Annotated in this window: 18 protein-coding genes; 6 read left to right on the plus strand and 12 right to left on the minus strand. The window is 64.7% G+C overall.

Features of this window, described 5'->3' with window-relative positions:
* Nucleotides 1-397: 397 nt before the first annotated feature.
* Nucleotides 398-859 carry a hypothetical protein gene (locus tag JD971_RS09085; RefSeq protein ID WP_202082788.1) on the minus strand — a complete coding sequence of 154 codons (462 nt, stop codon included), beginning with the start codon at nucleotides 857-859 and terminating at the stop codon, nucleotides 398-400.
* 218 nt (nucleotides 860-1,077) lie between these two features.
* On the opposite strand from JD971_RS09085, the gene JD971_RS09090 reads away from it, so the two are divergent.
* The 3 genes from JD971_RS09090 to JD971_RS09100 are packed head-to-tail and all read left to right on the plus strand — an operon-like array spanning nucleotide 1,078 to nucleotide 4,603.
* Entirely contained in the window at nucleotides 1,078-2,700 is a 1,623-nt protein-coding gene (locus JD971_RS09090; protein WP_236672388.1) for a M28 family metallopeptidase, read from the plus strand.
* A gap of 32 nt (nucleotides 2,701-2,732) precedes the next feature.
* Nucleotides 2,733-3,701: an agmatine deiminase family protein gene (locus tag JD971_RS09095; RefSeq protein WP_202082790.1), complete on the plus strand. Its 969-nt coding sequence runs from the start codon at nucleotides 2,733-2,735 to the stop codon at nucleotides 3,699-3,701.
* Nucleotides 3,702-3,733: 32 nt separating this feature from the next.
* Nucleotides 3,734-4,603 (plus strand): CoA ester lyase, encoded by an 870-nt coding sequence (locus JD971_RS09100; protein ID WP_236672019.1) that lies wholly within the window; start codon nucleotides 3,734-3,736, stop codon nucleotides 4,601-4,603.
* Nucleotides 4,604-4,630: 27 nt separating this feature from the next.
* Here JD971_RS09100 and JD971_RS09105 read toward each other — a convergent pair whose 3' ends face one another.
* The 7 genes from JD971_RS09105 to JD971_RS09135 form a co-directional block, all read right to left on the minus strand.
* Nucleotides 4,631-5,170 carry a hypothetical protein gene (locus JD971_RS09105; protein ID WP_202082793.1) on the minus strand — a complete coding sequence of 180 codons (540 nt, stop codon included), beginning with the start codon at nucleotides 5,168-5,170 and terminating at the stop codon, nucleotides 4,631-4,633.
* A complete protein-coding gene (locus tag JD971_RS09110) occupies nucleotides 5,163-7,697 on the minus strand; it encodes an HWE histidine kinase domain-containing protein (RefSeq protein ID WP_236672020.1) in 2,535 nt (844 codons plus the stop codon). Before JD971_RS09110 ends, JD971_RS09105 begins: the two co-directional genes overlap by 8 nt.
* A gap of 11 nt (nucleotides 7,698-7,708) precedes the next feature.
* Nucleotides 7,709-8,392: a biliverdin-producing heme oxygenase gene (locus tag JD971_RS09115; RefSeq protein ID WP_202082797.1), complete on the minus strand. Its 684-nt coding sequence runs from the start codon at nucleotides 8,390-8,392 to the stop codon at nucleotides 7,709-7,711.
* Complete coding sequence (locus JD971_RS09120; RefSeq protein WP_202082799.1) at nucleotides 8,389-8,796, minus strand: host attachment protein; 408 nt, start codon at nucleotides 8,794-8,796, stop codon at nucleotides 8,389-8,391. Before JD971_RS09120 ends, JD971_RS09115 begins: the two co-directional genes overlap by 4 nt.
* Nucleotides 8,797-8,974: 178 nt before the next feature.
* Complete coding sequence (groL, locus tag JD971_RS09125) at nucleotides 8,975-10,639, minus strand: chaperonin GroEL (protein ID WP_202082801.1); 1,665 nt, start codon at nucleotides 10,637-10,639, stop codon at nucleotides 8,975-8,977.
* 54 nt (nucleotides 10,640-10,693) lie between these two features.
* Nucleotides 10,694-10,981, minus strand: coding sequence for a co-chaperone GroES (gene groES / locus JD971_RS09130; RefSeq protein ID WP_202082804.1), 288 nt, complete (start codon nucleotides 10,979-10,981; stop codon nucleotides 10,694-10,696).
* A 189-nt stretch (nucleotides 10,982-11,170) separates the two neighbouring features.
* Nucleotides 11,171-12,556 (minus strand): MATE family efflux transporter, encoded by a 1,386-nt coding sequence (locus JD971_RS09135; RefSeq protein WP_236672021.1) that lies wholly within the window; start codon nucleotides 12,554-12,556, stop codon nucleotides 11,171-11,173.
* 158 nt (nucleotides 12,557-12,714) lie between these two features.
* On the opposite strand from JD971_RS09135, the gene JD971_RS09140 reads away from it, so the two are divergent.
* Entirely contained in the window at nucleotides 12,715-13,275 is a 561-nt protein-coding gene (locus tag JD971_RS09140) for an acyloxyacyl hydrolase (protein ID WP_202082806.1), read from the plus strand.
* Nucleotides 13,276-13,307: 32 nt separating this feature from the next.
* Here the strand turns inward: JD971_RS09140 and JD971_RS09145 are convergent, their stop codons facing one another.
* The 4 genes from JD971_RS09145 to JD971_RS09160 form a co-directional block, all read right to left on the minus strand.
* Entirely contained in the window at nucleotides 13,308-13,937 is a 630-nt protein-coding gene (locus JD971_RS09145) for a glutathione S-transferase family protein (RefSeq protein WP_202082808.1), read from the minus strand.
* A gap of 214 nt (nucleotides 13,938-14,151) precedes the next feature.
* Nucleotides 14,152-14,526, minus strand: a complete 375-nt coding sequence (gene rplL / locus JD971_RS09150) for a 50S ribosomal protein L7/L12 (RefSeq protein ID WP_202082810.1) — start codon at nucleotides 14,524-14,526, stop codon at nucleotides 14,152-14,154.
* A 70-nt stretch (nucleotides 14,527-14,596) separates the two neighbouring features.
* Entirely contained in the window at nucleotides 14,597-15,112 is a 516-nt protein-coding gene (gene rplJ, locus JD971_RS09155) for a 50S ribosomal protein L10 (protein ID WP_202082812.1), read from the minus strand.
* 286 nt (nucleotides 15,113-15,398) lie between these two features.
* A complete protein-coding gene (locus JD971_RS09160) occupies nucleotides 15,399-16,121 on the minus strand; it encodes a hypothetical protein (protein ID WP_202082814.1) in 723 nt (240 codons plus the stop codon).
* 370 nt (nucleotides 16,122-16,491) lie between these two features.
* Between JD971_RS09160 and rpoB the strand changes: the two genes are divergently transcribed.
* Together rpoB and rpoC are read left to right on the plus strand one after the other, a co-directional pair.
* Nucleotides 16,492-20,697, plus strand: coding sequence for a DNA-directed RNA polymerase subunit beta (gene rpoB / locus JD971_RS09165; RefSeq protein ID WP_202082817.1), 4,206 nt, complete (start codon nucleotides 16,492-16,494; stop codon nucleotides 20,695-20,697).
* 99 nt (nucleotides 20,698-20,796) lie between these two features.
* On the plus strand, nucleotides 20,797-25,137 hold the full coding sequence (gene rpoC, locus JD971_RS09170; protein WP_202082819.1) for a DNA-directed RNA polymerase subunit beta': 4,341 nt from the start codon (nucleotides 20,797-20,799) through the stop codon (nucleotides 25,135-25,137).
* Nucleotides 25,138-25,158 lie beyond the last annotated feature (21 nt).

Here is a 25,158-nt window from a genome sequence, read left to right on the forward strand (position 1 = left end):
GGCTCCTTGTCGTTGAGGGCGCGCCGCACAGGCGTCGCCCAGCACCCGTTACGGGGTTCAAAGGATCAGATGGGGATGGGTTCCGCCCTTGCAATCCGCAGAGGCCACGAATCGATGTTCGATCACGGCGCCGGGGCGCATGGGCCGGACGTGACGTCAGGACAAAAAAAGGCCCGGGCGGACAAGCCGACCGGGCCATTAAGTTTTGGGAGAGGATGCCTGTAAGGCCATTTCGAGATAGGCCAGCGCGTTTCTTTGTGCAAATGCGAAATGATCGAGCGATGTTGCAAATTATGCATCTTACCAACAAAACAGTGCGTTATAATGGAATTCGCGCTCGCATCATTCTGCCGACTTCGCTTGCGCGACACGAATTGCTGCATTGCGTCATAGGGCGTCACAGGCTGTCGGTAGGGCGGGCGCAGCCGGTCATGGTTTCGTCGTCCGTCTGCAACGTGACGCCATAGGGGTATTCGCGGTCCGAAAGCCCGTCGCTACACGGTTCGATCCGCCCGCTGAGCGTGAAGGGGATGTCGCCGATCGTCCCGCTGAGCTCGATCATGTCGAGCTTGTCCGCAGGCGAAATCTGCGTCACGTCCACGGTCACGCCCTCCTGGTCCTCCGGCGTGACGTAGCGCAACCGTCCGTCCGTCACATGCGCGGCCCAGTAGGGATCGGTCCCGATCGCGCGGAAATTCCGGGCAAAGATCGCGGCGCTTTCGTCCGCAGCGGTCTGCGCGGGGTCGGCGGCGGATGGCGCGGTGGCGGCCTCCTCCGGCGCGGAGCAGGCAAAGAGCAGGGACGCGGCGGGCACGATTGCGGCGAGGATCGCAATCTGGCGAATGACGGTGGCTTTCATGATGCGCGATATAGCACCGGGCATGACGGGGCGCGACATGCTTGCCCGGTGCGGCCTGCTCTGCCACTCTCGGCCGAGGATTTATGAGGATCGGTATCGACATGGCAATGATTTCGCGGACGAACTTCGGGTGTGCGGCGTGGGCACGACTGGGCCGGCACGCCGGGCGATGGGCGGCATCGACTGCGCTTGCCGCCTCGCTCGCCGCCTGCGCCACGATGGAAAGCGGATCGGCCCCCGCGATGGCCGGCAATGGCGCGCCCGAAATCTCGATCGACACGATGAAGGCGGTCACGCGCACCCTCTCCAGCGATGCGTTCGAGGGGCGCGCGCCCGGCACCGAGGGGGAGCGCAAGACCATCGCGCTGCTGGAGGACCGCTTTGCAAAGGCCGGCTTGCAACCCGGTAACAATGGCAGCTGGGTTCAGAAAGTGCCGCTCGTCGAGATGACCGGCGCCGATTATTCGCCGATGATCGTGGAGCGCGGCGGGCAGTCCATGCAGCTTGCCCCCGGCGACGATTACGTCGCGGTCAGCTACCGCGTAACCCCCGAAACGCGGATCGAGGATAGCGAGATCGTGTTCGTGGGATACGGCATCAACGCGCCCGAAAAGGGGTGGAACGATTATGCCGGCATCGACATGACCGGGAAGACCGCGCTGATTCTCGTCAACGATCCCGATTATGATGCGGACACGCTCGACGGGCCGTTCGGCGGGCGGGCGATGACCTATTACGGGCGCTGGACCTATAAATTCGAGGAAGCCGCGCGGCAGGGCGCGACCGCCGCGCTCATCGTGCACGACACGTTCCCGGCGGCCTATGGCTGGAACGTGGTCGAATCGAGCTGGACCGGTGCGCAGGCCTATGCGCAGACCGCCGACGACGGCGCGAGCCAGACCCGGGCGAACGGCTGGGTCCAGAAGCCCATGGCGGAGCGGATCATGACCATGGCGGGGCAGGATCTCGCCGCGATGACCGCCGCGGCCAAGCGCAAGGGCTTTGCCGCCGTGCCGCTCGGCGTCACGACCAGCTTCGGTTTCGACAGCGCGATCCGGCGCTTCGAATCGAACAATGTCATCGGCGTCCTTCCGGGAAGCGAGCGCCCGGACGAGGTCGTGCTCTATACCGCGCACTGGGACCATCTGGGCCGGTGCAAGGCGGATGAAACGGGCGACGACATCTGCAACGGGGCGATCGACAATGCCACCGGCACCGCCGCGCTCGTCGCGCTAGCCGAGGCGCATGTGAAGGCGGGCGCGCCCGAACGCTCCATCGCCTTCGTCGCGGTCACGGCGGAGGAATCGGGCCTTTTGGGAAGCGAATATTACGCGGCGAATCCTGTCTTCCCGCTCGACCATACGGTGGGCGGGGTGAACATGGATGCGCTGTCGCTGGCCGGGCCGGCGAACGATGTGGTGGTCGTCGGCGGGGGCAAGTCGCAGCTCGACGCGTATCTGGACGATGCGCTCGGCGAACTGGGCCGGACGGCGACGCCCGAACCCACCCCGGAAAAGGGCTATTACTATCGCTCCGACCATTTCAGCCTCGCAAAGCGCGGCGTGCCGATGTTCTACGTCGAATCGGGCGAGGACCTGATCGAGGGTGGCACCGCGGCGGGCGCGGCGGCCGCGGCCGATTATACCGAGAACCGGTATCACGGGCCGCAGGACGAATATGATCCCGACTGGAACTGGGACGGGGCGGAGCAGGATCTGCGCCTGTTCTACCGGCTCGGTCGGTCGCTGGCGAATACCGGCGCGTGGCCGAACTGGCTCGACGGGGACGAGTTTCGCCGCATCCGCGATGAAAGCTGCGCCGCGTCGGATACCGGTTGCTGAGCCACGCCGCGATGAGGGATGACACGCACCGGATGCCCCCCGAATGGCATCCGCAGGACTGGTTGTGGATCGGCTTTCCCCATGATGCGGGGGAGTGGCCTACCGCTTTCGCCCGCGCGCAGGAGGAAATCGCCGCCTTCGCCAATGCCGTCGCCGAAAGCGGGCAGGCGGTGCGCCTGCTCGTGCGCGACGCGGCGAACGACGCGCGCGCGCGCAGTCTGGTGTCGGCCGCCGTTACGCTGGAGCGGCGCGAATATGGCGATATATGGCTGCGCGATACGGGGCCGCTCATCGTGTCGGACGGCGCCGGCGGGCGCGGGGCGCGGCGGTTCGGCTTCAATGGCTGGGGCGGCAAATATCGCATGGCGGGCGACGAAACCATCGGCGCGGCGCTGGCGCGCGACGCCGGGATGGAGCCGGTTGTGGCCGACTGGATCCTGGAGGGAGGGGCCATCGACACCGACGGCACCGGGCTTGTCGTCACGACGGAGCAATGCCTGCTCAACCCCAATCGCAATCCGCAATTGTCGCGGGGTGACATAGAGGACCGGCTGAACCGCGACCTCGGTTTCGAGCGTGTGCTCTGGCTCGGTGACGGGCTGCTGAACGATCATACCGATGGGCATGTGGACAATCTGGCCCGCTTTGTCGCGCCGGGGCGGCTGGCCTTGCCCGTGCCGACGGGGGCAGACGATCCCAATCGCGCGATTTACGAGGATGCGCGGGACCGCGCCCGCGCCTTCGGGCTGGACATTGCCGACGTCCCGTCGCCGGGCCTGATCAGCGACGGCGATTTCGTCGAACCGGCCAGCTACATGAATTTCTGCATCACCACCCATCTCGTCGTCGTGCCGACCTTCGGCAGCGTCCACGATGGCGACGGGGTGGCCGCGGTTGCCGCGCTGTTCCCGGATCGCGCGACGGTCGGCCTGCCCGGCGGCGCGGTCCTTTCGGGCGGGGGTGGTTTCCACTGCGCCAGCCAGCAGATGCCCACCCCATGACGGATATGCCCATGCCACGCCCGGTTCGATCCATGTTGTTCGTGCCCGCGGACAGCGAGAAGAAGATCGCCAAGTCGCAATCGGTGGGTGCCGACGCGATCATCCTCGATCTTGAGGATTCGGTTGCGCCCGCGCGCAAGGATACGGCCCGTGCCATGGCGGCCGAAGTGCTCCGCGATGCGCGCGGCGGCGGTGCGGCGGTCTGGGTGCGCATCAATCCGTTCGACAGCGAACACGCGCTCGCCGATCTGGCCGCCGTGGTGCGGGGCGGGCCGGCGGGCATCATGTTGCCCAAGGCCGCGGGACCGGACGACCTTGTCCGCCTGTCCCATTGCCTCGACGTGCTGGAGCTTCGCGATTCGCTGGCGCCGGGGTCGATCCGGACCCTGCCGGTGGCGACGGAAACGGCCGGGGCTGCGCTGCGTCTTCCGCTCTATGCGGAGCGGGCGGTGCCGCGTCTTTTCGGGCTGACCTGGGGAGCGGAGGATTTGAGCGCGGATCTCGGTGCGGCGGGCAATCGCGGCGAGGACGGGCGGCTGGCGCTGACCTATCGGACCGTGCGGGCGATGATGCTCCTCGCGGCGAAGGCAGCAGGGGTCGCCGCGATCGATGCGATCTGGCCCGATTTTCGCGATCTGGAGGGGTTGCGGGCCGATTCGCTCTCCTCCCGGCGGGAGGGGTTTGCGGGCCGGATGGCGATCCATCCCGCGCAGGTGGAGCCGATCAACGAGGCCTACAGCCCGTCTGCCGACGAAATCTCCCATGCCGAGGCGGTCGTGGCGGCCTTCGATGCGGAGCCGGATGCAGGCGTCGTCGCGCTCGATGGAAAGATGCTCGACATGCCGCATCTGAAACAGGCGCGGCACATCATCGCCATGCGGGACGCCTTCGGACCGCGATAGGCGGCGCGCGCGTACCCCGGTTGAGGATCAGTCGAACTGGCGCCCGTGCAATTGCGGATTGCGCGCGACCACGCGGTTGAGCCACGCCCTTGGCTTGCGCAGGAGGCTGGACGGGTAGTCCACCTCCGCGCCTACGATCCGCGCGATCGCACCGACGAAATGAATGCAATTGCGGCGGTTGAGGTCGTATCCGTCACCCTCGATATTGCGCCACGCATCGACTTCGCGGCGGATGCGCCAATAGGTCGCGTCGTCCACCGTGATGGAGATATGCCGGTTCGTCTCCTCGACATATTTCTGCTTCTCGACATAGATCATATGCTCGACCGGTCCGCGCAGGACAGCCGGCGTGACCGATCTTGCGGTGAAGCCGTAATTCTCGTTGATCCGCGCGCCCGTCGCGTCGAGCGTGCCTTCCATGACGACGAAGGTGTGCGGATAGCGCCCGAAGAGCACCGATCCGTCGAAACTTTGAAAATGGACCGTCACCGCCGCGAACGCCGGAAAGGCGAACGTGGCGAACAAGAGGGCGAATGCCGCCGCCCATGCGCGGCGCAATCTATTCATCGTTGGAACCAAGCTGTGCGAATCCCTGCAATATCTGATCGGCGGCGTAGGGTTTGACGACCATCGGAACGCCGCGAAACTCGACCGGCACGGTGTCCTCGCCGCCGTAACCCGATGCAAAGATGAAGGGAATCTTCGCATCGCGCAAGCGTTCCGCCGTCGGCGTGCTGGTTTCCCGCCCGAGGTTGAAGTCCAGCATGGCGATGTCGATGCCATCCGCCTCGATCGCGCGCAACGCGGCCTTGTTGCTCGCGGCGAGGACGACCTCGCTTGCGCCGAGGTCGATGAGCTTGTCCTCCGCGTCGAGCGCGATCAGCGCGCTATCCTCGACCAGCAGGATACGCTTGCCCGCGATAGTCGCCTTGCCCGCATCGCTGGAATAGGATGGGCGGGCCGCACCCTGGCGCGAGGGTTCGGCATTGTCGATGTAGCGGGCGGGAATGCGGAACTGCGCCTCCAGCCCGGCGGTGCGATAATGCACCTCGGCCTCGCCGCCGAGCTCGTGCGGAATCGAATCGCGGATGATGGTCGTGCCGAAACCGCGCCGTTTGGGCGGCATGACCGCCGGCCCGCCCTTTTCGACCCAGTCGACGAGCAGCGCGCCGTCATCCTCGACGCGCCATTCGACGCACACCTTGCCGCTGTCGCTCAACGCGCCATATTTCGTCGAATTGGTGGTCAGCTCGTGCACGACGAGCGCCATGACCGTAAAACCGTCCGGCGTGATCGTCACCTCCGGGCCGACCATCTCGATGCGCTCCGCCTGCCCGTGGAGATAGGCCGAGGCCTCCGTCGTGATGAGGTCGCGCAAATGGGCCGGGCCCCACTGATCCGCGGTCAGCTGATCGTGCGCGCGGGCGAGCGACTGAATCCGCGAATCGAGCGTGCGGGTGAAGCTGTGAATATCGTCCGCCTCGCGCCCGGTCTGCCCGACGAGCGCGCGGATGAGCGCGAGGATATTGCGCACCCGGTGGTTGAGTTCGGCGATGAGCAGGTTCTTCTGCTCGCCCGCCTGCCGGCGTTCCTCGCTCGCCGCCTCGGTGAGGCGGAGCACGACTTCCAGCAATGTCGTGCGCAGCGAATTGGCGATGCGGATCTGCGCCGGGGTAAACGGGCGCGCCTCGCCCCGGACGAGTTCGGACCATTCCTCGAAACTCTTGCGCGGGGAAAGGCGCGGGCCGTTGGGTCCGTACTCGACGCTTTTTTCCGCATTGCCGGCCCAGCGGACCGAGCGCAGCTGCTCGGCCCGGAACATCACGACGTAATCGCGCGGTCGGCGCGAGATCGGCACGGCAAGCAGGCCGGCCGCGCGCCCTTCGTATTCGCGCGCCTCGTCGAGGATTTCGGAAATGCGCGTGGTGGTGAGAACCTCACCCTTCGATTTCTGGTTGAGCGCGCCGATCAGCGTCCTGAACTGCTCCTCGCTCGGCGTCATCCCGCTCAGCGAGATTTCGCCGTCGACCATCACGCCGACGCCATCGGCGGGGATCGCGTCCAGCATGATCTCCCCGATCCAGTCGGCGTCGTAAAGCCGGTCATTGTCGCGCGCGGCGGCGGACATCAACCGGTTGGAAACCTTGCGGGCCTCGTCCTCATACGCCATTTCCTCGGCGCGCAGCTTGCGTTCGAGCACGAGGGAGAACATCAGTCCGAACAGCTCCGCGGCGCTGCGTTCGGCAAAGCTGGGCAGGCGCGGTTCGTGATGGTGGCAGGCGAACAGACCCCATAGCCTGCCATCGACGATGATCGAGATGGACAGCGAGGCGGACACGCCCATGTTCTTGAGATATTCGATGTGGATCGGCGACACCGCACGCAGCAGCGACAGCGAAAGATCGACCGGCGGCTGATTGCGTGGTTCGATGGCGACGGAGGCCTCGTTCACGTCGCAGATGATCCGGAACGTGTTGCGCACGTAAAGGCGGCGGGCCTGTTGGGGAATGTCGGTCGCCGGGAAATTCAGCCCCATGAAGCTGTCGATCCCGTTTTCGAGCGCTTCTGCCACGACCTCGCCGCTGCCGCTTTCGGCAAAGCGATAGACCATGACACGGTCGAAACCGGTCAGCATCCGGCACTGCCGCGCGCCGTCGCGCAGCAGGGCGTTGAGCGTCGGCGCCCCGTCGATCCGCTGGATCATGCTGCGCACGGTGGAGGAGACTTCGAGCTCGTCGCCCTTTGCCGGTTCGCATTCGATGATGAGCTGATCGCCCGAGAAATGCACGGCCACGTCGAACTTGCGGCCATCCTCGCGCAGTTGCAGCGAGAAGATGCGTTCCACCGCGTCGTCGGTGCGCAGCATCACGACCCGGCGGCGAATCTGCTTGATCGCGAAGGGCAGGAAGATGTCGGTCAGCGTTTCGCCGATCAGCGCGTCCGTATCCGCGCCGAGGAAGGGGGCGGTGTTGGCGGCGCGCTGCACGATCCAGTCGGCACTGGTCGCGAGGAGGAACCCGAAAGGCTGTATCGCCCCCAGGATGTGGATCGGTTCGCGGTCGCAATTGGTAAGATCGACCTCGGCCAAATCCATAGTCATCTCATTCAAGAAAGGTCCTCCGACAGGGCCTGCGCGGCTCGCCGAAAATGTTGAAATGTTTCTATAGCAGAATCAGACGCTTCGTCCAACCAATCCGGCCCATGCTGCGCAGCCTCGCCATCGAGCGCGTCGCAGAACGCGCGCCAGCGGGCGCCATGGTCGACAGGCGGCGAAAGATAGCGCGTCGGCAGCCCGTCCGGAACCTGCCGGACGAGCAATTGCCCGCCCAGCCGCGAGCCCTCGATGACATATTGCACGCCCCATGCCGCGGCGCCGCGCGCGTCCGACGCGATGATCGGCATGGGCAGGAACGCGCCCAGCGCGGCGAGATCGTCGGCGAGCTGCGGAAAGCGCGGCGTCCATTGCGGCCAGCCGCGCCCCGTCACCGCCAGTTCCAGCCCCGGCAGCGCCATCGCATGCGCGGCGAGGAAGGCGCGGTAATGCTCCTCCCGCGAAAGGTCGAACGGGGCAAAGGCCGCCTCGGTCGCATCGTGCTGCGCCATGGTGCGTTCGCGCAGGACGAAACGGGCGGGCTGGCGTTCGCTCGTAATGTCCGCGGCTTCGCGTTTCGCGGGCCTGTCGCGACGCATGGCGAAAGGTCCGCCCTTGCTGCCAAGCGGGCGGGGGCGATAGACGGCATAGCCTATCGCGGGCAGATCGAGCCGCATGGTGTCGTCTTTCTTGCTCAAGCGGAAAGGAGCGTCTTCTCGATGCGCTCCGTCGTTTCGCCGGTCAGCGTCTTGGCTTCCTCGCCAATGATGATCGCCTCCAGCGATTTGTGATAATGGCGGCGCATCTCGCCGAGCGTCTTGGGATCGGCGGCAATGGCCAGCGTCTCGATCGTCTTGTCGAGCGCGGCGCGGTTCAGCCATTCGGCAACGGCGGCGGCATGCGCCAGCTCGTTGAGATCGGTCGCGCCGGTGCGCTGCCCGGCATCGTCTTGATGCTTGACCCCGGCGCTGAAATTGGTGGGGTCGAGATCGGGCTTCGCCTGCTCGCTGAGCTTGGGCTCGTCGGGCGAGCCATCGTTGCGCATCAGCACGAAACGCGTCCCGTCGACAATGGCAAGATGAGCTTTGTGAGGAAGGCGCATATTCTTTAATCCCGGTGTTCGTGTTCTGTCTTCTACTGTGCCAACGCGCGAAAGCCGCTTCGGGTCCGGGCCCGGCGCTCTGAATCCGGGTCGCTCCTGCGCAAGGAAAAGGGGCCGGAAGGCGAATGCCCCCGGCCCCCGTTCGCAACGTCGCGTGGACGGTGCGGAATGGCAGGCTTTAGAAGCCGCCCATGCCGCCCATGCCGCCCATGCCGCCCATGCCGCCCATGTCGGGCATGCCGCCGCCGGACGCGCCCTTGTCCTCGGGCGTGTCGGCAATGGCTGCCTCGGTGGTGATGAGCAGGCTTACCACCGATGCCGCATCCTGAAGCGCGGTGCGCACGACCTTCGTCGGGTCGATCACGCCGGCCTGGACCAGGTTTTCATAGGTGTCGGTTGCGGCGTTGAAGCCCTGCGTCTCGTCGTTTTCGCGCAGGAGGTTGCCCGAAACCACGGCGCCGTCGTGACCGGCGTTGGTCGCAATCTGACGCACGGGGGCGAGGATCGCCTGACGCACGATGTCGATGCCGCGGGTCTGGTCGTCGTTCTCACCCTTGAGCCCTTCGAGAGCCTTCGTGGCGTAGAGCAGCGCGGTACCGCCGCCCGGGACGATGCCTTCCTCGACCGCGGCGCGGGTGGCGTGGAGCGCGTCGTCGACACGGTCCTTGCGTTCCTTCACCTCGACCTCGGATGCGCCGCCGACCTTGATGACCGCAACACCGCCGGCGAGCTTCGCCAGACGTTCCTGCAGCTTTTCACGGTCGTAATCGCTCGACGTGGATTCGATCTGTGCGCGGATCTGCTCGACCCGTGCCTTGATCGACGCTTCGTCGCCTTCGCCATCGACGATGGTGGTGTTGTCCTTGTCGATGGTGACGCGCTTGGCGCTGCCCAGCATGTTGAGCGTGACGTTCTCAAGCTTGATGCCCAGATCCTCGGACACCATCTCGCCATTGGTCAGCGTGGCGATGTCGCCCAGCATGGCCTTGCGGCGATCGCCGAAGCCTGGTGCCTTGACGGCCGCGACCTTGAGCCCGCCGCGCAGCTTGTTGACCACCAGCGTCGCGAGCGCTTCGCCCTCGATATCCTCGGCGATGATGAGGAGGGGACGCCCCGCCTGCACGACCGCTTCGAGGATGGGGAGCATCGCCTGCAGGTTCGACAGCTTCTTTTCGAAGATGAGGATGTAGGGATTGTCCAGCTCGACCGTCATCTTGTCGGGGTTGGTGATGAAGTAGGGCGAGAGATAGCCGCGGTCGAACTGCATGCCTTCGACGACGTCGAGTTCGAATTCGAGACCCTTGGCCTCCTCGACGGTGATGACGCCTTCCTTGCCGACCTTGTCCATGGCTTCGGCGATCTTCTCGCCGACTTCACGGTCGCCATTGGCGGAGATGACGCCGACCTGGGCGATCTCGCTCGACCCCGAAACGTCCTTCGAACGGTTCTTGAGGTTCTCGGTGACCTTGCCGACCGCGGTGTCGATGCCGCGCTTCAGGTCCATCGGGTTCATGCCGGCGGCAACCGACTTCATGCCTTCGCGCACGATCGCCTGCGCCAGCACGGTGGCGGTGGTGGTGCCGTCGCCGGCCAGATCGTTGGTCTTGGAGGCGACCTCCTTGATCATCTGCGCGCCCATGTTCTCGAACTTGTCCTTGAGTTCGATTTCCTTGGCGACGGTGACGCCGTCCTTGGTGATGCGCGGCGCGCCAAAGCTCTTGTCGATGACGACGTTGCGGCCCTTGGGGCCCAGCGTGACCTTGACGGCGTTGGCGAGCGTGTCGACGCCCTTGACGATGCGTTCGCGTGCATCACGCGAGAATTTCACATCCTTGGCTGCCATGAGATTATCTCCTCTTGGAAATTATGATGGGGTGTAGAAAAGCGGCGGCGTGGATCAGCCGATCACGCCCAGAACGTCGCTTTCCTTCATGATGAGCAGGTCTTCGCCGTCGACCTTGACCTCGGTGCCCGACCATTTGCCGAACAATACGCGGTCGCCTGCCTTCAGGTCCATCGGCGTGACGGTGCCGTTTTCGGCACGCGCGCCCGAACCGACGGAGACGATTTCGCCCTCGCTCGGCTTTTCCTTGGCGCTGTCGGGGATGATGATGCCGCCGGCGGTCTTTTCGTCGGCTTCGATGCGACGGACCAGAACGCGGTCGTGCAGCGGACGGAATGCCATAGTTGTGCCCTCTTCCATTATGGATGAAACATGGATTGGCACTCTGTTATGTTGAGTGCCAGTGCGGCGCATATGGTTCGGACGACGGCACGCGTCAAGGGACGAGAACACGCAAATTTTCACAAAGTGCAGCCGGCCCGACGCAGGCCACGCCTCGTCACGTCCGGCTCTGATTTCCGGGCGATTTTTTCAGCCCGCCGCCGGTCGATCGAGGATGAGCCGGTCGCGCGCATGCCAGCGCCACAGCATCATCACCCCCGTCACCGAAAGCCCGACCGCCAGCCCGATCCACACCCCCGTACCGCGCAGCGGCGTGTGAAAGCCCAGCACCCATGCCGTCCCGAACCCGAACGGCCAGTACCCGATGAGCGCGAACAGGAACGGCACGCGCGTATCGGCCAGCCCCCGCAGCAGTCCCGCGCCCATCGCCTGGTATCCGTCGGCAAGCTGAAATGCGGCGGCCACCGCCATGTATCCGATGGCGAGCGACACGATCCCCGCATTCGCCGGATCGTTCACGTCGATATAGGCGGAGAGCAGCAGCCGCGGGATGGTCAGCATGGCCAGCACGAACACCGCCGCAAACCCGGTGACGAGGATCAGCCCGGCCCATCCGGCCAGTGCGATCCCGCCGCGGTTGTCCCGCCCATGATGCAGGCCGACGCGGATCGTGGCGGCCTGCGAAATGCCGAACGGCACCTGGAACGCGAGCGCCGCAATCTGAAGCGCGACCGTATGCGCCGCCAGCTCAAGCTCGCCCAGCGCGCCCATCAGGAACGCGGCGCTCGAAAACAGGCCAGCCTCCGCCATGGTGATCGCCGCAATGGGCAGCCCGATCCGCCAGATGTCGAGCAGGCGCACCACATCGGCGCGCCACAGACGCCCGAACAGGTAATAGCGCCGCATGCGCCGGTCGGTCTGGATGATGACGATATAGGCGACCAGGGTGGCGAGCGCGGTGATGACGCTGGCCAATGCCGCGCCGCGCAGGCCGAGTTCCGGAAAGCCCCAGTTCCCGAAGATCAGCAGCCAGTTGCCCAGCCCGTTCACGAACAAGGCAAACACCGTGACCCATGTCGCGATCGCCGCACGGCCCAGCGTCGACACGAAAATGCGCAGCACCGCCGCCGCCACCGCGGGCACCGCACCGAACGCCACCACGGTGAGATATTCGCCGGCAAAGGCGGTGACTGCCGCCGGTTGCCCGGTGACGCGCATGATCGGCTGTCCCGCAAAGGACAGCGCCATGATGAACAGCCCCGCAAGCGCCGCCACCCAGAGCGCCATGCGGATCGAACGGCGCACCTCGCGCACCGCGTGGCGCCCCCGGCCCAGCGCCGACGCGGCCAGCGGCGCAACCGCCCCGACAAGCCCCATCGCGCACCATAGCGACAGCCCGTAAATGCTCGTCGACAAGGTGATGGCGGCAAGCTGTTCGGTGCCGAGCCGGGCGACGAAGATCACGTCGATGGCATAGACGGCCATCTGCAACAGATTCGCCGCGGCCAGCGGCGCGGCGAGCCGGGTCGATTCGCGCAATTCGTCGCGCATGGGAGGGGAGAGCAGTGCGGCCATGGATGGCGCCGCCTATGGCAAAGCGCCGTCGAGCGAAAGGGGGCGTTTCCTCCATTGCGCTCTTTCCACCGGGCCGGGCCGCTTCGGGCGCGAGGGGACGGGATGGCCGCGGCGGGCAGTCAGACAGGCGAAAGGATTGCCGATCTAGGGAGAAACGCATGGATATTGCCCGCATCATTCCGACGGCCGCCGTGCGCCGCACCGCCCTCGCGCTCGCGGCATTGACCGCCGCGCAGCCCGCCATGGCGCAGGAACTCTACGCCGGGGTGTACGCCCATGCGGTCGACACGCCCTTCACCCTCGAAACGGGGGAGGGCGGGGTCGATATCGCCGGCGGATATCGTTTTGCGCGCGAAGAAGCGCTGTCCTTCATCGGGAGCCCGTCGCCCTATGTCGTGGCGTCGGTCAATCTCGATGGCGACACCAGCTTTGCTTACGGCGGGCTGAGCTGGAAGATTGGCAAGGGGCCGGTTTACGTGCGGCCCGGCATTGGCCTCGTCGTGCACGACGGTCCGGAACGCCGGGTGCGGGCCGATGGCCGCCGGCTCGATCTCGGCAGCAGGGTGCTGTTCGAGCCGGAGATCGCGGTCGGCACGCAAATCAACGACACGCTCTCGATCGAGGCGAGCTGGATGCATGTCAGCCATGCCCGCCTCTTCGACAGGGAGCAGAACCCCGGCCTCGACATGATCGGCGCCCGGCTCAACTGGCGGATCTAGGCGCGGGGCCGCGGTCCTGCCGATAAAGGGCTTCAGGCGTAGGCGTAAGGGCCGCCCTTCTGAAGCGCGGTGCGAAACGCCGGGCGGGCGTGAACCTTGTCCAGCCAGGCCATCGAATTGGGCCTGCCATTGTCGAGCCCCGCCCGCGATGCCGCCGCCTCCAGCGGAAAGCTCATCATGATGTCGGCGCCGGTCATCTCGTCCCCTGCGAACCAGGGCGATTTGCCCAGCTCGTCCTCGATAAAGTCGAGATGCACGTCGATCATCGGCTGCAGCCGCTTCATCGCGATCTTGCCCATGATCGGGATCTTCGACACCACCAGTTTCAGGAGCAGCGGCGGCATCGCCGACCCCTCGGCGTAATGCATCCAGAACCGGTATCGCAGGCGCTGATCCTCATCCGCGGGGGCACCCATCCGCCCATCCGCCTTTTCGATCAGATATTCGACGATCGCGCCGGTTTCGGCGATCGTGCGGCCATTGTCCGAATCGGTGATGACCGGCGATTTGCCGAGCGGATGCACTTTCTTGAGCGCACGCGGGGCGAGCATCGTCTTCGGATCGCGCTCGTATCGCGCGATGTCATAGGCAAGGCCCAGCTCCTCCAATATCCAGAGGATGCGTTGCGAACGCGAGTTTTCGAGATGGTGCACGGTAATCATCGGCTTTTCCCCTTTGCGGCCATTTCCGGGCCTTTGCGCATGGCGTAACCGGTTTGGCGCCGTGCGTCACCCGCAATTGACGTATGCGTGAGGGGCCGGGTGCATGGGCAGCGCGTGCATCGCCCGCCAAACCGCGCACGAAAAAGGGCGACCTCTTGCGCGGCCGCCCTTTCCCTTGGTGATCCGGTGAAGGATCGATTCGTAAGCGTAAGGCTTACTTCAGCTCGACGGTGCCGCCGGCTTCCTCGATCTTCTTCTTGATCTCTTCGGCTTCCGCCTTGTTCACGCCTTCCTTGATGGGCTTGGGCGCGCCTTCGACGAGACCCTTGGCATCCGCGAGGCCCAGGCCGGTGATGGCGCGGACTTCCTTGATGACCTGGATCTTCTTGCCGCCGTCGCCGGTCAGGATGACGTCGAATTCGTCCTTCTCTTCGGCGGCGGGGGCATCGCCGCCCGCGGCGGGGCCGGCAACCGCAACGGCGGCAGCGGCGGAAACGCCCCATGCGTCTTCAAGAGCGGTCGCCAGTTCGGCGGCTTCGAGGACGGTCAGCTTCGACAGTTCGTCGACGAGGTTCTGGATATCGGCCATTTCAAATCACTCCAATTTTCATCTGTCGCCGGGCCGGGGCCGCGGCGCATTATACGGTTTCGAAAACGTCTTACGCGGCGTCCTTGGCGGCATAGGCGCCGAACACACGGGCGAGCTTCGCTGCCGGCGCATTGGCCAGCTGGGCGATCTTCGTCGCCGGCGCATTGACCAGCCCGACAAGCTTTGCACGCAGTTCGTCGAGGCTCGGCATCGAGGCCAGCGACCTCACGCCTGCTTCGTCGAGAACCTGCGAACCCATCGAACCGCCGACGATTTCCAACTTGTCGTTGGTCTTGGCGAATTCGACGGCGACCTTTGCCGCCGCAACCGGATCGACCGAGGTCGCCAGCGCGGTGGGGCCGGTCAGGTAATCGGCGATACCGGTATAATCGGTATCCTCGATGGCCCGCTTGGCAAGACGGTTCTTCGCCACCTGATAGGTTGCGCCGGCTTCGCGCATCTTCTGCCGCAGGTCGGTCGACTGTGCGACCGTGAGGCCGAGATTGCGGGTGACGACCACCACGCCCACCTCGTTGAAGGTTGCGTTGAGCTGCGCGACCGCATCGGTTTTTTGCGAACGATCCATGCTTACTCCTTCACAATGGCCGCGACCGGGCAAACCCGAATACGCGACCGGCTACGTTTGTCCGCATCGCCGAAACGACGCGGGCGAGTCCGTTGAGGGGGGAAGGAGCGCGCCGGAGCGCGAAATGGCGCTTTCGAAAAGGAAAGGCCGAAAGAAACTCTTTTCCCCGTCTAGGCCGGAAATTAAGAGGGGAACCCTCACCAGCTGTCTCGGACGGATGAACGGCGCCACCCGGGTTGCGGGCGCGTCGCTCTGCCGCCGCCCTCTAACGATCCGGCGGCCGATGTCAAGCCGTATGCGCACGGCCATCGAGCGGGCCGGGCCGGATCGCCACGACATAGACCACCGCCGCCAGCACCGGCGTCAACCAGCCCACGATCAGCGCATCGGCGATCAGCAACGCCCATTTGCCGAACGATCCGGCAATGAGCGCCGCCCCGATCCCCAGCGCATAATGCACCCCCAGCAGCGGCAGGATCGCCAGCATCGAAAACCCGACGGCGAACACGAAATGCGGGAGCATCGTGCGGATCGAGGCCACCGGCGCAATCCAGATGCCGAGCGGCGCACCCGCGACGAATCGCGAGGCCAGCGGCGCGAAGATCAGTGAAAAGACGAAGAAACCGGTCCCCACCGGCGTATCGGCGGTGAACACGAACAATCCCAGCGCGGCCAAAAGCATCTGCAGGCTGAGGACGGCGGCAAACAGGCAGATGGCGCGCGGCTCCAGCGTGCGGGCCGCTCGTGCATCGCGCCCGCCGGACACAAAACGGATGACCCAATAGGTCGAGAGGTTGAGCGCGAACACTTTCAAGAAGGCGAGGCCGACCGGCAGGGCATCGTCCTCCATCGTGCGGAAACGCGCCATGCTGTCATACAGGCCGCCCTGCATTTCGGCGGCATGCTGAACCATTTCCGCCGCGACGGGGATCAGGGCGAGCAACGGGCAGGCGGCGACGAACGCGAGGCTTTCGCGATGCGCGAAGCGAAAGCCCTCGATGAAACGCATGGCCACTCTCCCGAATGCCCGCCATTCGCCGGGCGGCGGGTGTATGGGTTTGTGCCGCTGCATAGTCAATCGGAGCGCGGTTGCGGCTTTGACAGGGCGACGGCGTTCGCCTATAGGGGGCGCTGTCCGCACGCTTCGAGCAAGGCGGCCCTTGCGCGGGGGCCGACCCGGGATGGAGGCGGCGGGACATCTGCATCGACGCGGCGGCTGCAAGCCGGGGAAACGCCGAAAGGGCGCATTCCCTGAGGTTTTGCGGCCATTTGTCGTTTGCGGATATCTCCCCCGTGCATCGAAATTTCCGACCGGTCGCGCGGCAAACCTGCCCTTGCACGACTCGGCTAAACTCGAAGCGACAAAGGCACGATCCTTCATGGCGACTCAGGCTTCTTCCCCGAACGGGGCGGCGAATGGCGACATCCGTCCGACCGCGAAAAAGCGCATCCGCAAGATCTTCGGCGACATCCACGAAGTCGTGGAAATGCCGAACCTGATCGAGGTGCAGCGCGAAAGCTACGAACAGTTCCTGCGGTCCGACCCGTCGATCGACTATGTCTCCGGCCTTGAAAAGACGCTGCGTTCGGTGTTCCCGATCCGCGATTTCGCCGGAACGGCTGAGCTGGACTTCGTGCATTATGAACTTGAGCCGCCCAAGTACGACGTGACCGAATGCCGCCAGCGCGGCATCACCTATGCCGCGCCGATGAAGGTGACGCTGCGCCTCATCGTGTTCGAGGTGGACCCCGATACCGAGGCGCGCAGCGTGCTCGATATCAAGGAGCAGGACGTGTACATGGGCGACATGCCGCTCATGACCGGCAACGGCACGTTCTTCATCAACGGGACCGAGCGTGTCATCGTGTCGCAGATGCACCGTTCGCCGGGCGTCCTGTTCGACCATGACCGCGGCAAGACGCACAGCTCGGGCAAATATCTGTTTGCCGCGCGCGTCATTCCCTATCGCGGGTCGTGGCTCGATTTCGAGTTCGATGCCAAGGACGTCGTCAATGTCCGCATCGACCGCAAGCGCAAGCTTCCGGTGTCCTCGCTGCTCTACGCGCTCGGCATGGATGCGGAGGAAATCCTCCATCATTTCTACGAAACCGTGACCTGGGAACGTGGCAGCAGCGACGTCGAGGGTGGCGGCTGGAAAATTCCGTTCGTCGCCGAAAACTGGCGCGGGCAGAAGCCGGCCTTCGACATCGTCGATGCCAGCAGCGGCGAAGTCGTGTTCCCCGCCGGGCAGAAGATCAGCCCGCGCGGCGCCAACAAGGCGGCGAAGGACGGCCTGACGCATCTCCTCATCCCGACCGAGGAAATCTTCGGCCGCTATGCCGCCAATGACATGATCGACGAAGGCACCGGCCGCATCTGGATCGAGGCGGGCGAGGAAGTCAGCCCCGAAAATCTCGACGTGCTGGACGCAGCCGGCGTCGACCGGCTCGAACTGCTCGATATCGACCACGTCAACACTGGCCCGTGGATCCGCAACACCATGCAGGTCGACAAGGCCGAGAACCGCGACATGGGGCTCGAGGCGATCTACAAGGTGATGCGCCCCGGCGAGCCGCCGACGAAGGAAACCGCCGAAGCCCTGTTCGAAGGTCTGTTCTTCGACGGCGAACGCTATGACCTGTCGGCCGTGGGCCGCGTCAAGCTGAACATGCGTCTCGGCCTCGATGCCGAGGATACGATCACGACGCTCCGCCGCGAGGATATCCTCGCCGTGGTGAAGGAACTCGTCGATCTCAAGGACGGCAAGGGCGAAGTCGACGACATCGACAACCTGGCCAACCGCCGCGTGCGTTCGGTGGGCGAGCTGCTCGAAAACCAGTACCGCGTCGGCCTGCTGCGCATGGAGCGCGCGGTGAAGGAGCGCATGTCGAGCGTCGATGTGTCCACCGTGATGCCGAACGACCTCATCAATGCGAAGCCGGCCGTGGCCGCGGTGCGCGAATTCTTCGGCTCGTCGCAGCTGTCGCAGTTCATGGATCAGACCAACCCGCTCTCCGAAGTGACGCACAAGCGTCGCGTGTCGGCGCTCGGGCCCGGCGGTCTGACCCGCGAACGCGCAGGCTTCGAAGTGCGCGACGTCCACCCGACCCACTATGGCCGCATCTGCCCCATTGAAACGCCCGAAGGTCCGAACATCGGCCTGATCAACTCGCTCTCGACCTTTGCGCGGGTGAACAAGTACGGCTTCATCGAGACGCCCTACCGCAAGGTCGTCGACGGCAAGGTCACCGGCGAGGTGCAGTACCTGTCGGCGATGGAGGAGCAGAAGAACACCGTCGCGCAGGCATCGGCCGAGCTGAGCAGCGAAGGCACGTTCGTCGAGGAACTCGTCTCCGCCCGTCAGAACGGCGAATTCGTGATGAGCCCGAACGAGCAGGTCACGCTCATGGACGTGTCGCCGAAACAGCTCGTTTCGGTCGCGGCATCGCTCATCCCGTTCCTGGAAAACGATGACGCCAACCGCGCGCTCATGGGCTCCAACATGCAGCGTCAGGCCGTGCCGCTGGTCAAGGCCGAGGCGCCGTTCGTCGGCACCGGCATGGAAGAGACCGTGGCCCGCGATTCGGGCGCGGCCATCGCGGCGACCCGCGGCGGCATCGTCGATCAGGTCGACGCGACCCGTATCGTCATCCGCGCGCAGGGCGATGTGGAGGCCGGGCAGTCCGGCGTCGACATCTACACGCTGCAGAAGTTCCAGCGTTCGAACCAGGACACCTGCATCAATCAGCGTCCGCTGGTGAAGGTGGGCGAGGTCGTGCAGACCGGCGACATCATCGCCGACGGTCCCTCGACCGATCTGGGCGAGCTGGCGCTGGGCCGGAACAGCCTCGTCGCGTTCATGCCCTGGAACGGGTATAACTACGAGGATTCGATCCTGATCTCCGAGCGCATCGTGAAGGACGACGTGTTCACCTCGATCCATATCGAGGAGTTCGAGGTCATGGCCCGCGACACGAAGCTCGGGCCCGAGGACATCACGCGCGACATTCCCAACGTCGGCGAGGAAGCGCTGCGCAGCCTCGATGAGGCGGGTATCGTCTACATCGGCGCCGAAGTGCATCCGGGCGACATCCTGGTCGGCAAGATCACACCCAAGGGCGAATCGCCGATGACGCCGGAGGAAAAGCTGCTCCGCGCGATCTTCGGCGAAAAGGCCAGCGACGTGCGCGATACCTCTCTCAAGCTGCCGCCGGGCGTTGCCGGCACTGTGGTCGAGGTGCGCGTGTTCAACCGCCACGGCATCGAGATCGACGACCGTACCCGCGCGATCCAGAACGAGGAAATCGAACGCCTCGCCAAGGACCGCGAGGACGAGCGTGCGATCCTCAATCGCGCGACCTACAACCGCCTGCGCGACATGCTCATCGGCCAGACCGCTTCGGCAGCGCCCAAGGGCGTGAAGAAGGGGCAGGAGATCACCGAGGAGCTGCTGGACGAGGTGGAACGCCACGACTGGTTCAAGTTCGCGGTGGCCGACGATGGCCGTCAGGCACAGCTGGAGGCGATCAAGGGGCAGTACGACGACAGCGTCAAGGCGATCAACGCCAAGTTCGAGGACCGCAAGGAAAAGCTCGAACGCGGTGACGAGCTGGCGCCCGGCGTGCTCAAGATGGTGAAGGTCTTCGTCGCGGTGAAGCGCAAGCTGCAGCCGGGCGACAAGATGGCCGGCCGTCACGGCAACAAGGGCGTGATTTCGCGCATCCTGCCGCAGGAGGACATGCCGTTCCTCGCCGATGGCACGCCGGTCGACATCGTGCTCAACCCGCTGGGCGTGCCGAGCCGCATGAACGTCGGGCAGATCTTCGAGACGCACCTCGGCATGGCCGCACGCGGTCTGGGGCAACAGATTACCGCTGCGCTCAACGAATGGCGCGAGGCCAATCCCGATATCGAGGCGTCCGAGCCGCCCTCCGCCGTGGTGGAGAAGCTCAAGGACGTGTATGGCGAGCAGTACCATGACGATATCGAGAACCGGACAACGGCCAAAGTGGTCGAGCTTGCATCCAATCTGAAGAACGGTGTCCCGATGGGCACGCCGGTCTTCGACGGTGCGCGCGAAGGCGACGTGACCGCGATGCTGGAAAAGGCGGGGCTGCCGGGTTCCGGCCAGGTCACGCTCTATGACGGGCGGACGGGCGATGCCTTCGACCGGCAGGTGACGGTGGGCTATATCTACATGCTCAAGCTGCATCACCTCGTCGACGACAAGATCCACGCACGGTCCATCGGCCCCTACAGCCTCGTCACGCAGCAGCCGCTGGGTGGTAAGGCGCAGTTCGGCGGCCAGCGTTTCGGCGAAATGGAGGTCTGGGCGCTGCAGGCCTATGGCGCGGCCTATACGCTCCAGGAAATGCTGACGGTAAAATCGGACGACGTGGTCGGACGCACCAAGGTCTACGAGGCGATCGTCAAGGGCGACGACACGTTCGAGGCCGGCATTCCCGAAAGCTTCAACGTGCTGGTCAAGGAAATGCGCTCGCTGGGTCTCAACGTCGAACTGTCCTCGCTCAACGAAGGCGGGGATGACGAGGACGACGACGGCCTGTCGATCGCGGCCGAATAAAAGCGCGGTGCGATACGGGGCGGGTCGGCGGACCTGCCCCAAGGCGCCCCGATCCTTATCGCTGCCGCCACGGATTTTTCCCCTCAAGGGATTTGAAACATGAACGAACTGACAAAATTCGCCAATCCGGTCGCCAAGACCGAGACCTTCGACCAGATTCAGATCGGTCTGGCCTCGCCCGAACGCATCCGTTCGTGGTCCTTCGGCGAGATCAAGAAGCCGGAAACCATCAACTACCGCACGTTCAAGCCCGAACGCGACGGTCTGTTCTGTGCCCGCATCTTCGGTCCGGTGAAGGATTACGAGTGCCTGTGCGGCAAGTACAAGCGCATGAAGTACAAGGGCGTCGTCTGCGAGAAATGCGGCGTCGAGGTGACGGTGACCAAGGTCCGCCGCGAGCGTATGGGCCATATCGAACTGGCCGCGCCGGTTGCGCATATCTGGTTCCTGAAATCGCTGCCTTCGCGCATCGGCCTGCTGCTCGACATGCAACTGAAGCAGCTCGAGCGCGTGCTGTATTTCGAAAGCTATATCGTCGTCGAGCCCGGCCTGACGCCGCTGGAAAAGTTCCAGCTGCTGACCGAGGATGAACTCCTCGACGCGCAGGACGAATATGGCGAGGACGCGTTCAGCGCCGACATCGGTGCCGCCGCGGTCAAGACCATGCTCATGGAGCTCGACCTCGAACAGGAACGCGCCGATCTCATGGAAGAGCTGCGGACGACGAAGTCCGAGCTGAAGCCCAAGAAGATCATCAAGCGGCTGAAGGTCGTTGAAAGCTTCATCGATTCGGGCAACCGCCCCGAATGGATGATCCTCGAGGTCGTGCCCGTCATTCCGCCCGAACTGCGCCCGCTGGTGCCGCTCGACGGGGGCCGGTTCGCGACGTCGGACATGAACGATCTCTATCGCCGGGTCATCAACCGCAACAATCGCCTGAAGCGGCTCATCGAACTGCGTGCGCCGGACATCATCGTCCGCAACGAAAAGCGCATGTTGCAGGAAGCCGTCGACGCATTGTTCGACAATGGTCGCCGCGGCCGCGTCATCACGGGCGCGAACAAGCGTCCTTTGAAATCGCTGTCCGACATGCTCAAGGGCAAGCAGGGCCGCTTCCGCCAGAACCTGCTCGGCAAGCGCGTCGACTATTCGGGCCGTTCGGTCATCGTGACCGGGCCGGAGCTGAAGCTGCATCAGTGCGGCCTGCCCAAGAAGATGGCGCTCGAGCTGTTCAAGCCGTTCATCTACGCTCGCCTCGACGCCAAGGGTCTGTCCATGACGCTGAAGCAGGCGAAGAAATGGGTGGAAAAGGAGCGCAAGGAAGTCTGGGACATCCTCGACGAGGTGATCCGCGAGCATCCCGTGCTCCTGAACCGTGCGCCGACGCTTCACCGTCTCGGCATTCAGGCGTTCGAACCCGTGCTGATCGAAGGCAAGGCGATCCAGCTGCACCCGCTCGTATGCTCGGCCTTCAACGCCGACTTCGACGGTGACCAGATGGCCGTCCACGTCCCGCTGAGCCTCGAGGCGCAGTTGGAAGCGCGCGTGTTGATGATGTCGACGAACAACATCCTCAGCCCCGCGAACGGCAAGCCGATCATCGTGCCGTCGCAGGACATGGTGCTGGGCCTGTATTACCTGTCCATGGACCGCGAAGGCGAGCCGGGCGAGGGCATGAAGTTCGCCGACATGGCCGAGGTGCACCAGGCGCTTCAGGTGAAGGCGGTGACGCTGCATACCAAGATCGAGGCCCGCGTTCCGCAGACCGACGAGAAGGGCAAGCAGTACATGAAGCGGGTGGAAACCACGCCCGGCCGCATGCTCATCGGCGAGTGCCTCCCCAAGAAGCACACCGTCCCGTTCGAGGTCGTCAACCGCCTTCTCACCAAGAAGGAAATCGGCGACGTCATCGACCAGGTCTATCGCCACACCGGTCAGAAGGACACGGTGCTGTTCGCCGACGCCATCATGACGCTCGGTTTCTCCAACGCGTTCAAGGCCGGCATCTCGTTCGGCAAGGACGACATGATCATTCCCGAGACCAAGGAAGGCATGATCGAGGAGACCAAGGCCCAGGTCGCCGAATACGAGCAGCAGTACCAGGACGGCCTGATCACCTGGCAGGAAAAGTACAACAAGGCGATCGACGCCTGGTCGCAGTGCGGCGACAAGGTCGCGGCCGAGATGATGGACCGCATCAAGGCCACGCCCAAGGACGAAAACGGCCGCGAGGCGCAGATCAACTCGATCTACATGATGAGCCACTCCGGCGCGCGTGGTTCGCCGGCGCAGATGAAGCAGCTCGCCGGCATGCGCGGCCTCATGGCCAAGCCGTCGGGCGAGATCATCGAGACGCCGATCATCTCGAACTTCAAGGAAGGCCTGACCGTCCTCGAATACTTCAACTCCACCCACGGCGCCCGCAAGGGTCTCGCCGATACGGCGTTGAAGACGGCGAACTCCGGCTATCTCACGCGCCGTCTCGTCGACGTGTCGCAGGATTGCGTCATCGTCGAGGAAGACTGCAAGACCGAGAAGGCGCTCGAAATGCGCGCGATCATTCAGGGCGGTTCGACGATCGCCTCGCTGGGTGAGCGTATCCTGGGCCGCACGCTGGCCGAGGATCTCGTCAATGCGAAGACGAACGAGGTCATCGTCAAGAAGGGCACGTTGATCGACGAACCGATGGTGGTCGAGATCGAGGCCGCCGAAGTGCAGGTCGCCAAGATCCGCTCGCCGCTCGTCTGCGAGGCGCAGATGGGCGTGTGCGGCACGTGCTATGGCCGTGACCTTGCGCGCGGTACGCCGGTCAACATCGGCGAGGCTGTCGGCGTCATCGCCGCGCAGTCCATCGGCGAGCCGGGCACGCAGCTCACCATGCGTACGTTCCACATCGGCGGCGCGGCGCAGCTTAATGAAACCAGCCATCTCGAGGCGGTTTCGGCGGGCACGGTGCATCACCGCGACATGCCGTCCATCGTGGACAAGCGCGGCAAGCGCCTGTCGCTTGCCCGCAGCGGCGAAATCGTCGTCATCGATGCCGAAGGGCGCGAGCGCGAAATGCACCGCGTACCTTATGGTACCACGCTGATGCACGAGGACGGCGCCAAGGTGGAGCAGGGCGATCGCCTTGCCGAATGGGATCCGTTCACGCTTCCCATCATCACCGAGCAGTCGGGTGTGGTGAAGTTCCAGGATCTCGTTGACGGCAAGACCATGGCCGAGCAGGTCGACGACGCGACGGGCATCGCCCAGCGCGTGGTCACCGAATATCGCGCCCAGGGCCGGTCGAAGAAGGAGGACATGCGTCCGCGCCTGACGCTGCTCGGCGAAGGGTCGGACGAGACGGAGGCCGCGCGCTACATGCTGGCGCCGGGCACCTCGCTCTCGGTCGATGACGGTCAGCAGGTCGAGGCAGGCGACATCCTCGCCCGCGCCAGCCGCGAAGCCGCCAAGACCCGCGACATCACCGGCGGTCTGCCGCGCGTTGCCGAACTGTTCGAGGCCCGCAAGCCGAAGGACAATTCGATCATCGCGAAAATCGCGGGCCGGATCGAATTCGTCCGCGATTACAAGGCGAAGCGCAAGATCGCCATCGTTCCGGAGGAGGGCGATCCGGTCGAGTACCTGATCCCCAAGACCCGCGTGATCGATGTGCAGGAAGGCGATTTCGTCAAGAAGGGCGACAATCTGATTTCCGGTTCGCCCGACCCGCATGACATTCTGGAGGTTCTCGGCATCGAGCCGCTGGCCGAATATCTCGTCAACGAGATTCAGGAAGTCTATCGCTTGCAGGGCGTGAAGATCAACGACAAGCACATCGAGGTGATCGTTCGCCAGATGCTTCAGAAGGTCGAGATCACCAATGGCGGCGACACCACGCTGCTTCCGGGCGAGCAGGTCGATTACGAGGAAATGCTGGAGTACAACGCCAAGCTGACCAAGAATCAGGCCAAGGCCGAGGGCAAGCCGATCCTTCTCGGCATCACCAAGGCCTCGTTGCAGACGCGTTCGTTCATCTCGGCTGCTTCGTTCCAGGAAACCACCCGCGTGCTGACGCAGGCGGCGGTCGAGGGGAAGAAGGACTCGCTGATCGGGCTGAAGGAAAACGTGATCGTGGGCCGTCTCATCCCCGCCGGCACCGGCGCGGGCATGAACCGGATGCGCGTTGCGGCCACCAGCCGCGATGTCGCCCTGCGCGCCCAGTATCGCAAGATGCAGGAAGCGCTGGTCGCAGCGGAAACCGCCGCCGAGGAACACGAGGCCGAGCTGGCCCAGACCGAGGATGCGGCGATCGGCGACGATCCGCTCGCCACGGTCGAGGGTGAAACCCACGGCACCGATGCGGATGCGGGCGACTACCTCAATGTCGAGGAAGCCGACCACGACGGCACGGTCTCCGAGGCCGAGCTGGACAAGAAGGAAGACGACGCGGAATAATCCCCGCGCCCGTTCCTGAGA

Source organism: Croceicoccus sp. YJ47, from assembly GCF_016745095.1.
Classification (GTDB): Bacteria; Pseudomonadota; Alphaproteobacteria; order Sphingomonadales; family Sphingomonadaceae; genus Croceicoccus.

What these genes read in the sequence shown, in the direction of transcription:
- JD971_RS09085 (WP_202082788.1), bottom strand. Translation starts at nt 859, where the DNA reads ATGAAAGCCACCGTCATTCGCCAGATTGCGATCCTCGCCGCAATCGTG.
- JD971_RS09090 (WP_236672388.1), top strand. Translation starts at nt 1,078, where the DNA reads ATGGAAAGCGGATCGGCCCCCGCGATGGCCGGCAATGGCGCGCCCGAA.
- JD971_RS09095 (WP_202082790.1), top strand. Translation starts at nt 2,733, where the DNA reads ATGCCCCCCGAATGGCATCCGCAGGACTGGTTGTGGATCGGCTTTCCC.
- JD971_RS09100 (WP_236672019.1), top strand. Translation starts at nt 3,734, where the DNA reads ATGTTGTTCGTGCCCGCGGACAGCGAGAAGAAGATCGCCAAGTCGCAA.
- JD971_RS09105 (WP_202082793.1), bottom strand. Translation starts at nt 5,170, where the DNA reads ATGAATAGATTGCGCCGCGCATGGGCGGCGGCATTCGCCCTCTTGTTC.
- JD971_RS09110 (WP_236672020.1), bottom strand. Translation starts at nt 7,697, where the DNA reads ATGGATTTGGCCGAGGTCGATCTTACCAATTGCGACCGCGAACCGATC.
- JD971_RS09120 (WP_202082799.1), bottom strand. Translation starts at nt 8,796, where the DNA reads ATGCGCCTTCCTCACAAAGCTCATCTTGCCATTGTCGACGGGACGCGT.
- groL (WP_202082801.1), bottom strand. Translation starts at nt 10,639, where the DNA reads ATGGCAGCCAAGGATGTGAAATTCTCGCGTGATGCACGCGAACGCATC.
- groES (WP_202082804.1), bottom strand. Translation starts at nt 10,981, where the DNA reads ATGGCATTCCGTCCGCTGCACGACCGCGTTCTGGTCCGTCGCATCGAA.
- JD971_RS09135 (WP_236672021.1), bottom strand. Translation starts at nt 12,556, where the DNA reads ATGGCCGCACTGCTCTCCCCTCCCATGCGCGACGAATTGCGCGAATCG.
- JD971_RS09140 (WP_202082806.1), top strand. Translation starts at nt 12,715, where the DNA reads ATGGATATTGCCCGCATCATTCCGACGGCCGCCGTGCGCCGCACCGCC.
- JD971_RS09145 (WP_202082808.1), bottom strand. Translation starts at nt 13,937, where the DNA reads ATGATTACCGTGCACCATCTCGAAAACTCGCGTTCGCAACGCATCCTC.
- rplL (WP_202082810.1), bottom strand. Translation starts at nt 14,526, where the DNA reads ATGGCCGATATCCAGAACCTCGTCGACGAACTGTCGAAGCTGACCGTC.
- rplJ (WP_202082812.1), bottom strand. Translation starts at nt 15,112, where the DNA reads ATGGATCGTTCGCAAAAAACCGATGCGGTCGCGCAGCTCAACGCAACC.
- JD971_RS09160 (WP_202082814.1), bottom strand. Translation starts at nt 16,121, where the DNA reads ATGCGTTTCATCGAGGGCTTTCGCTTCGCGCATCGCGAAAGCCTCGCG.
- rpoB (WP_202082817.1), top strand. Translation starts at nt 16,492, where the DNA reads ATGGCGACTCAGGCTTCTTCCCCGAACGGGGCGGCGAATGGCGACATC.
- rpoC (WP_202082819.1), top strand. Translation starts at nt 20,797, where the DNA reads ATGAACGAACTGACAAAATTCGCCAATCCGGTCGCCAAGACCGAGACC.